This is a genomic window from Serpens gallinarum, assembly GCF_014836765.1.
GTDB lineage: Bacteria > Pseudomonadota > Gammaproteobacteria > Pseudomonadales > Pseudomonadaceae > Serpens > Serpens gallinarum.
In genome coordinates, this window is record NZ_JACSQG010000006.1 from 101,775 (window position 1) to 115,452 (window position 13,678).

Annotated in this window: 13 protein-coding genes; 6 read left to right on the forward strand and 7 right to left on the reverse strand. The window is 60.5% G+C overall.

Annotated elements, in window-relative coordinates:
• Positions 1 to 2 precede the first annotated feature (2 nt).
• The gene (locus tag H9642_RS12275; RefSeq protein ID WP_251836738.1) at positions 3 to 1,217 is read left to right on the forward strand and encodes a benzoate/H(+) symporter BenE family transporter; all 1,215 of its coding nucleotides are present in this window, start codon (positions 3 to 5) and stop codon (positions 1,215 to 1,217) included.
• Positions 1,218 to 1,246: 29 nt separating this feature from the next.
• Here the strand turns inward: H9642_RS12275 and H9642_RS12280 are convergent, their stop codons facing one another.
• The 5 genes from H9642_RS12280 to H9642_RS12300 all read right to left on the reverse strand — a co-directional run bounded on the left by H9642_RS12280 (position 1,247) and on the right by H9642_RS12300 (position 6,273).
• A complete protein-coding gene (locus H9642_RS12280; protein WP_251836739.1) occupies positions 1,247 to 1,459 on the reverse strand; it encodes a hypothetical protein in 213 nt (70 codons plus the stop codon).
• Between the two features lie 146 nt (positions 1,460 to 1,605).
• Entirely contained in the window at positions 1,606 to 2,361 is a 756-nt protein-coding gene (locus tag H9642_RS12285) for an SIR2 family NAD-dependent protein deacylase (RefSeq protein WP_251836844.1), read from the reverse strand.
• Positions 2,362 to 2,626: 265 nt separating this feature from the next.
• Positions 2,627 to 3,805, reverse strand: a complete 1,179-nt coding sequence (locus tag H9642_RS12290) for a trans-sulfuration enzyme family protein (protein ID WP_251836740.1) — start codon at positions 3,803 to 3,805, stop codon at positions 2,627 to 2,629.
• Positions 3,802 to 5,178, reverse strand: coding sequence for a pyridoxal-phosphate dependent enzyme (locus tag H9642_RS12295; protein WP_251836741.1), 1,377 nt, complete (start codon positions 5,176 to 5,178; stop codon positions 3,802 to 3,804). The genes H9642_RS12290 and H9642_RS12295 overlap by 4 nt, the downstream gene beginning before the upstream one ends.
• Positions 5,179 to 5,673: 495 nt before the next feature.
• The gene (locus H9642_RS12300; RefSeq protein ID WP_251836742.1) at positions 5,674 to 6,273 is read right to left on the reverse strand and encodes a nitroreductase family protein; all 600 of its coding nucleotides are present in this window, start codon (positions 6,271 to 6,273) and stop codon (positions 5,674 to 5,676) included.
• 272 nt (positions 6,274 to 6,545) lie between these two features.
• On the opposite strand from H9642_RS12300, the gene H9642_RS12305 reads away from it, so the two are divergent.
• The 5 genes from H9642_RS12305 (at position 6,546) to dmpG (ending at position 12,325) form a co-directional block, all read left to right on the forward strand.
• On the forward strand, positions 6,546 to 7,454 hold the full coding sequence (locus H9642_RS12305; RefSeq protein WP_251836743.1) for a LysR family transcriptional regulator: 909 nt from the start codon (positions 6,546 to 6,548) through the stop codon (positions 7,452 to 7,454).
• Positions 7,455 to 7,768: 314 nt separating this feature from the next.
• Positions 7,769 to 9,052, forward strand: a complete 1,284-nt coding sequence (locus H9642_RS12310) for a tyrosine-type recombinase/integrase (RefSeq protein ID WP_251836744.1) — start codon at positions 7,769 to 7,771, stop codon at positions 9,050 to 9,052.
• A 976-nt stretch (positions 9,053 to 10,028) separates the two neighbouring features.
• Complete coding sequence (locus H9642_RS12315; protein WP_251836745.1) at positions 10,029 to 10,259, forward strand: hypothetical protein; 231 nt, start codon at positions 10,029 to 10,031, stop codon at positions 10,257 to 10,259.
• Between the two features lie 63 nt (positions 10,260 to 10,322).
• Entirely contained in the window at positions 10,323 to 11,276 is a 954-nt protein-coding gene (locus tag H9642_RS12320; protein ID WP_251836746.1) for an acetaldehyde dehydrogenase (acetylating), read from the forward strand.
• Between the two features lie 11 nt (positions 11,277 to 11,287).
• Positions 11,288 to 12,325 carry a 4-hydroxy-2-oxovalerate aldolase gene (gene dmpG / locus H9642_RS12325; protein WP_251836747.1) on the forward strand — a complete coding sequence of 346 codons (1,038 nt, stop codon included), beginning with the start codon at positions 11,288 to 11,290 and terminating at the stop codon, positions 12,323 to 12,325.
• 67 nt (positions 12,326 to 12,392) lie between these two features.
• On the opposite strand, the gene H9642_RS12330 is transcribed toward dmpG, so the two are convergent.
• A complete protein-coding gene (locus tag H9642_RS12330; protein WP_251836748.1) occupies positions 12,393 to 13,301 on the reverse strand; it encodes a LysR family transcriptional regulator in 909 nt (302 codons plus the stop codon).
• 89 nt (positions 13,302 to 13,390) lie between these two features.
• The gene (locus tag H9642_RS12335; protein ID WP_251836749.1) at positions 13,391 to 13,678 is read right to left on the reverse strand and encodes a hypothetical protein; all 288 of its coding nucleotides are present in this window, start codon (positions 13,676 to 13,678) and stop codon (positions 13,391 to 13,393) included.

Sequence of the window (13,678 nt, forward strand, 5' to 3'; positions counted from 1 at the left end):
AAATGAACAACCCGCACCAGCCTACCGCTCATTTTCTGCGCGACACCTCGCTCTCTGCCATCGTCGCTGGCTTTATCGCCATGCTCACTGGCTACACCAGTTCGCTGGTGCTGATGTTTCAGGCCGGCCAGGCCGCCGGGCTCAGCAGCGGACAGATTTCATCCTGGATCTGGGCGCTGTCAATCGGCATGGCCATCACCTGCATCGGCTTGTCGCTGCGCTACCGCGCGCCGGTGATGATCGCCTGGTCTACCCCCGGCGCTGCCCTGTTGATCAGCAGCCTGCCAGGCGTGCCCTACGGCGAGGCCATCGGCGCCTATATCCTCGCCTCGGGGTTGATTGTGCTGTGCGGCCTGACCGGCAGCTTCGACCGCATCATGCGGCACATTCCCGCCTCGCTCGCCGCCGCGCTGCTGGCGGGCGTACTGTTCAAGATCGGCCTGGAAATCGGCGTCGCCGCCGAACAGCAGCCGCTGCTGGTAATCGCCATGCTCGCAGCCTATCTGCTGGGCAAACGCCTGCTGCCCCGCTATGCAGTGCTCGCCGCCCTGCTGGTGGGTTGTTCACTGGCAGGCGTATTCGGCCTGCTGGACTTCCGCGGTTTCGAATTGCAGCTGGCGATCCCGGAATGGACCACGCCCGCATTCTCCGTCTCGGCCGCTATCAGCATCGGGATTCCATTGTTCATCGTCGCCATGACCGCGCAAAATCTGCCGGGCATGGTCGTGTTGCGCGCCAACGGCTATGACGTACCGGCCTCACCACTGCTCACGGTCAGTGGCCTAATGTCCGTGCTGCTCGCGCCGTTCGGTTCCCACGGCATCCACATGGCTGCCATCAGTGCGGCGATCTGCGCCGGACCCGAAGCCCACGAAGACCCGAACAAGCGTTACACCGCAGCGGTGTGGTGCGGAGTGTTCTATGGCATCGCCGGCATCTTCGGCGCCACCCTCGCTGCCCTGTTCGCCGCCCTGCCCAAAGCGCTAATCCTGTCCATTGCCGCCCTGGCGCTGTTCGCCTCGATCATTGGCGGCCTCACCCAGGCCATGAGCGAACCTCGGGAACGTGAGGCCGCGCTGGTCACCTTCCTGGTTACCGCTTCAGGCATGTCCCTGTTTTCCGTCGGCTCGGCATTCTGGGGCATCGTCGCCGGCCTGCTGACGCTGGTAATTCTCACCGCAGGCAGCCGACGCACATCAAAACCCAAAGGTCATTAACTGATCGAGAAGACGGTTTGAGCGGGAGATCAGCCCAACCTGCTCACACGTTCCACGTCATCCCTGACCAGCCGCAAGATGTCGGCATCATGGTTGAGATGATGGATAACGCTCAGCAAACGCTGGCGCATGAGGTCGTCGGAAATCTTCTCGGCAGCCCGCATAATTTCAAGCGCGGCCGATTCATTGTGACAGGCCACCGAATCGAGCGTCCGGTGCAGTTTTTTCAAGGCGCGGTCCATGTGCGTACCATCGTCCAATGAATGACGATCGAAGGATAACAGCCATTTGCGCTTAGTTTTTCGGCCCCACTGATTTCAGATCGGCGGCATTAAAAGCAAGGTAGCCAGTCGTACCCTGCCCCGCCTTCTCAACCTGGAGCGCAGGGTTACTCGGCTCCCACTGGGTCGGTAAAAGCCTGCCGCAACAACACTGGCAGCAGCTCGCCTGCCGGCCCGACCAGGCTGATTTCACGCGCATGCTGGCTGGCAACAGGTTGCCGGTTGATATGCACCACCGTCGCACCATGCTCCAGAGCCAGGTGCGGAATTTGAGCCGCCGGCTGCACCACACCGGAAGTGCCGATCGAGAGCAGGCAATCGCAATCGCGTGCTGCAGCGAAAGCCTGACGCAGGGTAGTTTCGGGCAGCATCTCGCTAAACCAGACCACGCCGGGCCGCACCTTGCCATGGCAATGCAGGCAACGGGGCGGCTCGATGCGGCGCCCCTCCTCGGGCTCGACTGGCATGTCCACCAGCCCGACATAAGGCCGGGCGCACGCGAAACAACGTGGCGCATGCAAGCTGCCGTGCACATGAATTACCTGCGTGCTGCCAGCCCGCTCATGCAGGTCATCGACGTTCTGGGTGATCAGCGAGAGCTTCGGCACCCGCCGCGCCAGCTCAACAATGGCCCGATGCGCTGCATTCGGTTGCGCCTGCAAAACCTTCATGCGCCGCCACTCGTACCAGCCCCAGACCAACGCCGGATCATGGCGAAACGCCTGGGGCGTGGCCAGCTCGGCTGGATCGAAGCGCTCCCACAACCCGCTCAATGCATCGCGAAACGTGGGAATGTCGCTTTCCGCCGAAACGCCGGCACCGGTGAAGACCACTACGTGGCTTGCAGACTGAAGCGATGCCAAGGCTTCGACTGGAAAGGTGAAAGCATCGTTTGTGTTCACAGAGTGTCACCTGCATGTTGGGACGGGCTGTCTTTCCAAAAACCGAACCCTATCCCATCAACGCCCGTGCTGCTGCCCGAATCTTTCCAAACGGAACGCTGGGGAGACTCGAGCATGCTCAACACCTCTACCGCAACGTGGCGCTGGACGACGTCTGCTGCTGTCGATACCGCCGATGGGATTATCGACCAGGCGTTAATGCAGGGATTTGTTGGTCATCCCTTGCTTAAATGCGCGCCAGTGCTTGGGCCAGGTCGTCGCGCAGGTCTTCGACAGCTTCAACACCCACTGACAACCGCACCAACGCATCGCCGATGCCGAGCTGCGCGCGGGTTTCTGCGGGGATGCTGGCGTGGGTCATGATCGCTGGATGTTCGATCAGGCTTTCCACCCCGCCCAGGCTCTCGGCCAAGGCGAAGACCTGCACACTTTCGAGGAAGCGCTTGGCGCCAGCCAGATCGCTGTTCAGGTCAAGGGAAATCATCCCGCCGAATCCGCGCATCTGCCGCCGCGCCAGTTCGTGCTGCGGGTGCGACGGCAAGCCCGGATAATAGACGCGCGCAACCTGCGGCTGAGCCGCGAGCCATTGCGCCAACTCCAGCGCATTGCTGCAATGGCGTTCCATGCGCAGTGCCAGGGTCTTAACGCCGCGCAAAGTGAGGAAAGCGTCGAACGGTCCGGCGATAGCGCCCACCGAGTTCTGCAGAAAGCCCAGGCGCTCGGCCAGTTCTGCATTCTGCCCGACCACCGCGATACCACCGATCACGTCAGAGTGGCCATTCAGATACTTGGTTGTCGAGTGCAGCACGATGTCGAAGCCCAACTCCAGCGGGCGCTGTATCCAAGGACTGGCAAAGGTGTTGTCGGCCACACTGATGATTCCTCGCTCGCGACAGGAGCGCGCGACGGCGGCGAGGTCAGTGAGGCGCAGCAAAGGATTGCTCGGCGTCTCTACCCAGACCATCCGCGTGTCTTCCTGCAGCGCCGCTTCGAACGCCGCCAGGTCAGCCAGGTCGACGAAGCTGAAACGATGCCCGGCGCTGCGCCGGCGCACGCGCTCGAACAGTCGGAAAGTACCGCCGTATAGGTCATTGCCGGAGACAATGTGCGCGCCAGCGTCGAGTAGTTCGAGCACGGTGGAGACCGCCGCCAGCCCGGAGGCGAAGGCGAAAGCCTGGGTACCGCCCTCCAGGTTCGCCACGCAACGCTCCAGTGCCCAGCGCGTGGGGTTGTGCGAACGCCCGTAGTCGAGGCCCTTGTGCACACCGGGGCTCTGCTGCGCATAGGTGGAGTTGGCGTAAATCGGCGGCATCAATGCCCCGGTGGAAGGGTCCGGCGCCTGTCCAGCATGGATTACTCGGGTGGCGAAGGCGCGTGGCGCGGCGATTTCATCGTGCTGGCTCATGGTAGTGACCTGCGTAAGTGATTGAGCATGTCGACGCGGGTAATGATGCCGTGGAAGCCCGAAGCGTCTTTGATGATCGCCACCAGCCCACGGTCCAGCTCGGCCTGCAGTTCCGCCAGACTGGCGCTGGGAGGCAGGGTCTCCAGCTTGACGGTCATCGCGCTGGCTACGTTCATATGGAAGTGCGAAGCGTCTTCGTGCACGCCAAGCAGGATATCGGACTCGTCGATCACCCCGACCAGCCGCTGTCCGCCCACCAGCACCGGCAGTTGCGACACATCAGCCAGGCGCATGCGCTGGAAGGCGGTGAGCAGGGTGTCGTCCGGGCCTACGCTGATCACCCGGCCATCCTCGAAGCGCCGCGCAATCAAGTCGCGCAGATCGCCGTAGCGCTTGCGCGCAAGCAAGCCCTGATCGGTCATCCACTGGTCGTTGTAGACCTTCGACAGGTAGCGGGTGCCGGTGTCGCAGACGAAGCTGACTACCCGCTTCGGTTCGGTTTGCTCGCGGCAGTAGCGCAGTGCCGCCGCCAGCAAAGTGCCGGTTGAAGAGCCGCCGAGAATGCCTTCGGCGCGCAGCAGTTGGCGGGCATGATCGAAGCTTTCCTCATCGCTAATGGAATACGCCTGGCGCACGCTGGAAAAGTCGGCAATAGACGGAATGAAGTCCTCACCGATGCCCTCCACCGCCCAGGAGCCGGGCGTACCCAGGTTGCCGCTACGGCTGTATTCGGCGACCACCGATCCGAGCGGGTCGGCCAGCACCATGGTCAGGTTTGGCTGCACGCGGCGAAAGAAGCGGGTCAACCCCGTCAGCGTGCCGGCCGAGCCGACGCCGACGACGATGGCATCCAGGTCATGCTGGGTCTGCGACCAGATCTCCGGAGCGGTGCTGCATTCGTGGGCCAAAGGGTTGGCCGGGTTATTGAACTGATCGGCGAAGAAGGCGTCGGGAATTTCCTGCGCCAGCCGCGCTGCAACATCCTGGTAGTAGTGGGGGTGGCCCTTGCCGACGTCGGAGCGGGTGATATGCACCTCGGCACCCATCGCCTTCAGGTGCAGGATTTTCTCGGTGGACATCTTGTCCGGCACCACCAACACCACCCGATAACCCTTGGCGCGGCCGACCAGGGCCAGGCCGAGGCCGGTGTTGCCGGCGGTGGCCTCGACGATGGTGCCGCCGGGTCGCAGGCGGCCGTCGCGCTCGGCCGCGTCAATCATCGCCAGACCGATGCGATCCTTGATTGAACCGCCGGGGTTTTGCGATTCGAGCTTGAGAAACAGCGTGCATGGGCCGGTATCCAAGCGGCTGACGCGCACCAGCGGCGTATTGCCGATTAGTTCGAGCACGGCGGGACGGGAGTCGTTCGGCATGTCGTCACCTCGCTGCGGTAAATCGCACTGGATGAACGGCAACCTGCAGCGAATCGTGGCGTGCCCGTCGCAGGAAATGCCTCACTTGGAACATAAGCAGTGAATACACAACCCGCAACCTGGGGGACCAGCCCTGCACACTCTGGCCCGCGTCGCGCTAGCGTCGACCCTACCGGCTGGCTCGATGTTTTTCGAAAAAGCCCCCACGGCTCCGGAGGCTGCGCGTCTCGAGCCCTTGACCCACCGGTTCAATACCCATTCGGCGTGGGACGCGCTGTCAGCCCACCGGCGATCAATTCTCCCGCTGGCTGGCCTACGTTGACTGTGAGCCCCACATAACTGCGAGGTGCACACACAATTACCGGGTGTCGAGCGAGCGTTCGGCAACGTGCGATAAGTAGGACTTCTCGCAGCCAGACAGCAGAGCGCCCTGCTGAGCAGGGCGCCGTTTCACTTCAAGTCGACCATCGTGGTGCGCCGTGGGGCGCACTTGCATCAGGCGAAGGTCAGGAAGCGCTGCTCGTCGTCCATGAAGGTTTTCTCGCCAAAAGGCGCTTCATTGGAGCCGAACGGCATCTGCGCGCGCAGCTTCCAGGACGCAGGCACATTCCAGGCCTTGGCCGCGGCGTCATCCACCACCGGGTTGTAGTGCTGCAGGCTGGCGCCGATGCCGGCTTCGGCCAGGGCCGTCCACACGGCGAACTGTGCAATGCCGGACGCCTGTTCGGACCAGACCGGGAAGTTGTCGGCATACAGGGCAAATTGTTCCTGCAGCCCCTTCACCACGTTCTGATCTTCGAAAAACAGCACCGTGCCAACCCCGGCCGCAAAGCTGTCCAGCTTGGCTTCCGTGGCGGCAAACGTGTCTGCTGGAACCAGCGGGCGCAAGGCGTCCTTGGCCAGTTGCCAGAACTTCTCGCTTTGTTCGCCGAACAGGATGACCGCCCGCGAGCTTTGCGAGTTAAAGGAGGAAGGAGCCTGGCGCACGCCCTCCTTGATGAGCTCGGTGAGTTGTTCGATGCCCATATCCACGTTCTTGCCCAGGGCGTATTGGCTACGGCGCTTCTTGAAAATTTCGATGGCTTGATTCGACATCTATTACTTCCTCATAGGTATATGAATTCATTCGGGCGCGTTGACTCGCCGAATCATTCTGGGAATGGGACCGCCAGGTTGGCTTGCCAGAGACGCGGATGGGCGGAAACGTCCTGATTCCTCTGGGCCATTTCGATGGTGCCGGCACGCACTGGGTGAGGCGGAGGCATGAGACCGCACTGCTGAAGCGATGAACTGATGTTAATACGGCGGGTAAAAGGACGCTAGAGGGTGATAATCTGACGCAGCGTCCTATTAGGTGAACGATGCCCATGCGAGACCTCAACGATCTCTACTATTTCGTGCAGGTGGTGGACCACGCCGGCTTCGCCCCGGCGGGCCGCGCCCTGGGGATCCCCAAGTCCAAACTGAGCCGACGCATCGCATTACTGGAGGAGCGACTGGGTACGCGTCTTATCCAGCGCTCGACACGGCGCTTCATCGTCACCGAGGCGGGTCGAACCTACTACAACCACTGCAAGGCGATGCTGCTTGAAGCCGATGCCGCCGACGAAGCGATCGCCATGAACCAGGCCGAACCGCGAGGTATCGTCCGCGTGACCTGCCCAATCGCCCTGCTCGAATCCCGCGTGGGCGACATGCTGGCCGTCTACATGCTTCGATACCCCCGTGTAGAACTGCATGTGGAGGCCACCGATCGACGTGTAGACGTGATCGGCGAAGGCGTCGACATCGCCATTCGCGTGCGTACGCCGCCGCTGGAGGACAGTGACCTGGTGCTGCGCGTGCTCGCTGAGCGTGGTCAATGCCTAGTGGCCAGCCCTGCTCTGCTCGAACGCCGCAGCCGCCTGCCGGCATCGCCAGCCGATCTGGCCGAGCTGCCCAGTATGGTGCTGCGCTCTCCGCAGAGTGAATACAGCTGGCACCTGCTAGGCCCCGAGGGGGCTCAGGCCACTATCCGCCACTCTCCGCGACTGGTCACGCGCAGCATGCCCGCCTTGCGCAAGGCAGCCATTCTGGGCGTTGGCGTCGTGCAACTGCCTCGGATGATGGTGCGCGACTGGCTGGCCAACGGCGAGCTGACCCATGTACTGCCAGGCTGGGAGCCACAACGCGAGATCCTTCATGCTGTATACCCCTCGCGCCGAGGCCAACTGCCGTCGGTGCGCGCCCTGCTCGACTTCCTGGTCGCGGAGTTCCAGACGCTGGATGAGGATTGAGTAACCGGCGGCGCGGCGCGGCCCGCCCGCACTTACTTCGACACTTGGTCGACCTGAAAACGAAAAAGCCCCTGAAACTTCAAAAGCTTCAGGGGGCTTTAACGTGCAATATGGCGGGAAGATAGTCCGCCTTTTTCGCTTCCAGCCATCACTACCAAAATCTACAAAAACCGCCTTGAAGCCTAGAGATAACGGGGGTCGTGACCTAACCTCATCCACAAAGCGCCAGCGAGGCACAACGAAAGCCAGCTGCAAAGGTGTGGGTCAGGGTGTGGGTCAGAACGATGTCCAAGGGTGTGGGTTAGGGGGAGTGAATGCGCAAATTGACCGTTCGCACAATCGAGAGTCTGGTGAAGGCACGCATCCCCGGATTGACCGGCGACGGAGAAGGCTTGTACTTCCAGATCAGCAAGACAGGCGGCACAAGTTGGGTTTATCGCTACAAGATCGCCGGCAAGGCTCGCACGATGGGCCTGGGTCGCTACCCAGAAACCGGCCTGGCGCAAGCACGCGAGAAAGCAGCCGAAGCACGCAAGGCATCCAAGGTCGGCGTAGACCCGCTGGCGGCCCGTGATGCCGAACGCGAGCGCCAGCAGGTCGAGGCTGAACGTGAACAGCTACGAATCGTGGAGGAGCGCGCAGCGATGGAGCGCGCCAAGCTGCGAGACATCAACTTCAAGACCGTGGCCGCCGACTATATAGCAGTACACCGTGCCGGCTGGAAGAACGCCAAACATGTGCAGCAGTGGGAAAATACCCTTGCCACTTATGCCGAGCCGATTATTGGCCACCTGCCCACATATGAAGTTACCACTGAACATCTTCTGGAAATCCTGCAACCAATCTGGGCAGAGAAAACCGAAACCGCCAATCGTGTGAGAAACCGGATCGAACTGATCCTGGACGCAGCCAAGGCACGCCGCCTGCGCGACGGAGAGAACCCGGCACGCTGGCGCGGGCACTTGGACAAGCTGCTGCCCAAACGGTCGAAGATTCAGCCCGTCGTGCACCACACCGCCCTACCCTGGCCTGAACTACCCGCATTTATGGCCGAGCTGACCAAGTATGACGCGCCGTCTTATAAAGCCATACGCCTGACCATTCTTACCGCCTGCCGTACATCTGAGGTTCTGAATGCGACCTGGGAAGAAGTCGATCTTCAGGCTCGAGCCTGGACAATTGCCACCAGTCGGATGAAAGCTGGCAAGGAACACCGCGTACCGCTGTCTGATGCAGCCCTTGATGTGCTGGCAAGTCTGCAGCGTATCGAGGGCAGCCCGTACTTGTTCCCCGGGCAGCGCCCTGGCCGCCCCCTATCGAATCTGGCCATGCTGATGACGTTGCGCCGCATGGGGCGCGGCGATCTGACCATGCACGGCTTCCGCTCAACCTTTCGCGACTGGGCGGCCGAGAACACCCACTACCCGCGCGAAGTATGCGAGCTTGCGCTTGCGCATACGGTCGCCACGGGTACTGAAGCCGCTTACTGGCGCGGCGATGTCTTTGAAAAACGCCGCGCCCTTATGGCCGACTGGGCTGCCTACGCTACCACCGCGCCAACAACAAAGATCATTCAAGGCGATTTCAAGCGCGCATGAACCGACTGTTATGACGTGCATTGCTTGCCCCTTCGGCCATCCACTGCTTTAGTCCCTCAGGCAAGCCGCTGTCGTCGACAGCACCCAGGTAGCCCGAACCTTCAAGGCTACGCCGCGTTGCGGTGGTTCAACCCAAGTGCGCACAGCGTCCGGCAGCGCGCACGATTGCCGTCCCCGGCAATGGATGCCCGCCTCCTCATTCATGCTCAGGCAGTTCGAGCGAGTCATTACACCTGCAGCAGTCTTCCTCCCTGCCCGTGTACGTTTTGGGGGTTGCGACAGCTAACGCCCGTCTCTGTAGCCCTAACACAGAGACGGGCGCGAAAACAGCTCCACAGCCCAGGCCCTACACGCATTACGGGCATTCCCCCTGCGACAATCCACGTGACAAACGTGGCTCTGCCGCCCCACAACATGAGCTGTACGGCTGCTGACGTTCTCCTGCGGGAGAACACCTGGGTGACGCTCAGGCCAGACGCAACCAACCCGCTCATGTTCCTTGTCCCGCTCGACGTCCCATGGCAACGGCTCGTCCCCGCTGCATGCCTCCACCCGCCGTCTCCCCAGGAGATTCCGGAGGTTGGATGAACAGCTCGCCCATCCAGCGCATGGATACCTCACAGGCCGCTGGGGCCTCAAACCCAGAAAACACTAAACGTCCCGAGGCGGGAAATACGTGAGGAATGCGCCTAGAGAGCCCAGGGATATGTCGCAGATCATCGAAAAGGGGTGAGGGAATGTCGCATTTCACAAATAGTCCTTTGCTCTCCGCTATTCATCGAAAAGCAGGCCTCTATTCAGTTTCAAGATAACTGCTATGACCCGATAGGCGTGGCTGCACCCCAGCTTGCTTCGTAAGCTGACACGGCAAGGAGTCGTCAATGACCCCCATCCCAGAAAACTCTTCCATTAACTTTAAAAAGACCGCTGCGCTAGCCCGACGAATACCAAAACCGAACAATAAAAAGGTACGCTCATGACTACCGAACTTAAAGAAGCCATTACCGCCGGTCTGATAGGCGGCGTAATCGCTGCCGCACTATCTTTCCTCGTTAATCATTTCATCGTTCCGTTCCCGGACTCACTTCTTGACAACGCAATCGGCAATGGCATAAGTGGCTTTCTCAGTGGCCTGTTAAGCGGATTTATCGGTGTTTATCTGGCGCTAAAAAAACTAGGCCCTGATAAAAAGCAAACGCTGAGGTAACTTTTATAATGGCTCTTATGTAGTCCGGCAGTTTCTTAATACCTCTAGACAGCGAATCCTTATATGAATGCCAAACTTAAAGTTGCCATTATCGGACCGGGCAATATCGGCACCGACCTGATGATCAAGGTCATGCGCAACGCCAAACACCTGGAAATGGGTGCCATGGTTGGCATCGACCCGACCTCCGACGGCCTAGCCCGCGCCCAGCGTCTGGGCGTCGCCATCACCGCCGAGGGCGTTGACGGCCTGATCAATTTGCCGGAATTCGCTGACATCAACTTCGTCTTCGACGCCACCTCGGCCGGCGCACACGTGCAGAACGACGCCAAGCTACGCGCCGCTAAGCCGGGTATTCGCCTGATCGACCTGACCCCGGCGGCCGTCGGCCCTTACTGTATACCGGTGGTCAATCTGGAACAGCACCTCGACCAGCTCAACGTCAACATGGTCACCTGCGGCGGCCAGGCCACCATTCCCATGGTCGCAGCTGTGTCACGCGTGACCAATGTGCACTACGCCGAGATCGTCGCCTCGATTGCTTCCAAGTCAGCCGGCCCTGGCACGCGAGCCAATATCGACGAGTTTACCGAGACCACGTCCAAGGCCATCGAGGTGATCGGCGGTGCTGCCAAGGGCAAGGCCATCATCGTGATGAACCCGGCCGAACCGCCGCTGATCATGCGTGACACCGTGCTCGTACTCTCCGAAGCCGCTGACCAGGCGCAGGTGGCCGCCAGCATTGAAGAGATGGCGGCCGCGGTGCAGGCATATGTGCCGGGCTACCGCCTCAAGCAGAAGGTGCAATTCGACGTGATCCCTGAACACGCGCCGCTGCACATTCCCGGCCATGGCACCTTCTCGGGTCTGAAAACCTCGATCTTTCTCGAAGTCGAAGGCGCCGCTCACTACCTGCCGGCCTATGCCGGCAACCTCGACATAATGACATCCGCCGCGCTGGCCACCGCCGAGCGCATGGCGCAGTCGATCTTGAACAACGCCATGAACAACGGCTGAGGAGACGCGCCATGAGCTTCGATCCAAACAAGAAAATCTACATCTCCGACGTGACCCTGCGCGATGGCAGCCACGCCATCCGCCATCAGTACACCCTGGAAAACGTGCGGGACATCGCCCGTGCGCTGGACCAAGCCAACGTCGACTCCATCGAAGTCGCCCACGGTGACGGACTGCAGGGTTCCAGCTTCAATTACGGCTTCGGCAAGCATACGGACCTGGAATACATCGAGGCGGTGGCGGAGGTGATCAGCCATGCCAAGATTGCCACCTTGCTGTTGCCTGGCATCGGCACCGTGCATGACCTCAAGGCGGCCTATGATGCCGGCGCTCGCGTGGTTCGCGTGGCCACCCACTGCACGGAAGCTGATGTGTCGAAGCAACACATCGAATACGCCCGCAACCTCGGCATGGATACCGTGGGCTTCCTGATGATGAGCCACATGATCCCGGCCGAGCAGTTGGCGGCCCAAGGCAAGCTGATGGAAAGCTACGGCGCCCAGTGCATCTACATGGCCGACTCTGGCGGCGCCATGAACATGAACGACATTCGCGACCGCATGCGCGCCTTCAAGGCCGTACTGAATCCCGAAACCCAGACCGGCATGCACGCCCACCACAACCTGAGCCTGGGCGTGGCCAACTCCATAGTCGCGGTCGAAGAAGGCTGCGACCGCGTCGACGCTTCATTGGCCGGCATGGGCGCCGGAGCCGGTAACGCGCCGCTGGAAGTATTCATCGCCGCCGCTGAACGCTTGGGCTGGAATCACGGCACCGACCTGTATCGCCTGATGGACGCCGCCGACGATCTGGTGCGCCCGCTGCAAGACCGTCCGGTACGCGTCGATCGCGAAACCCTGGGCCTGGGTTATGCGGGCGTGTATTCCAGCTTCCTGCGCCATGCCGAAATCGCCGCGCAGAAATACGGCCTCAAGACCCTGGATATCCTCGTCGAGCTAGGCAAGCGGCGCATGGTGGGTGGCCAGGAAGACATGATCGTCGACGTGGCATTGGACCTGTTGGCGGCGCGGAAAACCCAGGGTATCTAAGTCCCTTTTGCACCAGAAGATGTGCCTGGCGCCGGCACATCTTAACGGCATGGGTTACAGGCGCGCCTCAGGCAATGTTCCTCAATAGCCGTGGCGCTTCCTGCTCGATGAGCTTTTGCACCGTTCGGGTAGCCAGGGAGTTGGGACGGCGCAACGAGCTGCTTAGTACCACGCTGCGGATCAATTCGGGGTTGGTAATTCGGGACATGGCAAATCGGGAGTCGTGGACACGTTCGAATAGGCCCGACGTAATCGCATAGCCCGCCCCCGCCGCCACAAGCTCCCATTGCAGGCGTATCGAATCGGCTTCCACCACACAATTGAAATCGATCTTGTGGGACTTGGAGAGTTTTTCCAGACGCAGGCGCAATGTGTGGGGCCGGCAGGGCAAAACCAGCGGCAAACCTTCCAGCGCCTCCAAGTCGATGGTCGGTTGTGCCACCGCCGCCTCGCCGGTACGCCCGACCAGCATCAACTTCGGCTGTGTGAGCACGAACTCCTCGTTGGTGGACACATCCCATTCGCGCAGCAGAATAGCCATGTCGATGCGACCATCCGCTATCAACTCTTCGAGCTGGGAACTGCTGCCTTCGCACAGGTGCAGCTTGACGCGGGGATAACGCTCGCGCACCAGTTCGAACAAAGGCCCCGCCATCGGACCAACCGCAGAATGGAGCAGACCAACCCGTACTTCCCCGATAGGTAACCCACCCGAGGTTTGGATGACATCGGCAAGTTCTTCCGCCTCACCGGCAATGATTTCAATGCGCGGCAACAGCTCACGGCCAAAGTCGGTAAGCGTTACACCGCGTCCCGTACGATTGAACAGCCGTACGCCGCAGGCTCTTTCCAATTGAGAAATATGCCGACTGATCATTGACTGCGGAACATCCAGCGTTATTGCAGCCTGGGTAAGGCTTCCCAACTTGGCCACGGTAATAAAGAGATGCCACTTGGGATCAAGAATCGTCTGCAAAACAACCTCCCATTTATTATTATATATTCAGGCTTATTCAATCAGGAGATAACGTACCAACGCAACACTACCACCCTCACAGACACTTATTAATAACTTGATAGCCGCGCAGCTTTTATATATCTCTGATTTCCATCGCCCAAGAGCATAACGAGAAGAGCGGCATGGCGCACTTTCAAAGTTGAAACACTCGTTTGAACCCGACGCCATGTTTTTTTGGCATGCGGTACTTGCAAGTGCGCAGCTGCTTTTATTCCAGAAATATTTGCAAATAGATACTGACCCAGAGTCGCCATAGTTAGATGGAACGTTGCTGCCGGGCCAATAGCTTTTTGTGCGGCCTGCGAAAACGGCCTTTTGATTACGATCGTTCGCAT

Bases quoted from the DNA above. Each gene is read 5' to 3' on its own strand.
- H9642_RS12300 (WP_251836742.1), bottom strand. From the start codon at position 6,273: ATGTCGAATCAAGCCATCGAAATTTTCAAGAAGCGCCGTAGCCAATAC.
- H9642_RS12335 (WP_251836749.1), bottom strand. From the start codon at position 13,678: ATGCGAACGATCGTAATCAAAAGGCCGTTTTCGCAGGCCGCACAAAAA.
- H9642_RS12290 (WP_251836740.1), bottom strand. From the start codon at position 3,805: ATGAGCCAGCACGATGAAATCGCCGCGCCACGCGCCTTCGCCACCCGA.
- H9642_RS12295 (WP_251836741.1), bottom strand. From the start codon at position 5,178: ATGCCGAACGACTCCCGTCCCGCCGTGCTCGAACTAATCGGCAATACG.
- H9642_RS12305 (WP_251836743.1), top strand. From the start codon at position 6,546: ATGCGAGACCTCAACGATCTCTACTATTTCGTGCAGGTGGTGGACCAC.
- H9642_RS12320 (WP_251836746.1), top strand. From the start codon at position 10,323: ATGAATGCCAAACTTAAAGTTGCCATTATCGGACCGGGCAATATCGGC.
- dmpG (WP_251836747.1), top strand. From the start codon at position 11,288: ATGAGCTTCGATCCAAACAAGAAAATCTACATCTCCGACGTGACCCTG.
- H9642_RS12280 (WP_251836739.1), bottom strand. From the start codon at position 1,459: ATGGACCGCGCCTTGAAAAAACTGCACCGGACGCTCGATTCGGTGGCC.
- H9642_RS12315 (WP_251836745.1), top strand. From the start codon at position 10,029: ATGACTACCGAACTTAAAGAAGCCATTACCGCCGGTCTGATAGGCGGC.
- H9642_RS12275 (WP_251836738.1), top strand. From the start codon at position 3: ATGAACAACCCGCACCAGCCTACCGCTCATTTTCTGCGCGACACCTCG.
- H9642_RS12310 (WP_251836744.1), top strand. From the start codon at position 7,769: ATGCGCAAATTGACCGTTCGCACAATCGAGAGTCTGGTGAAGGCACGC.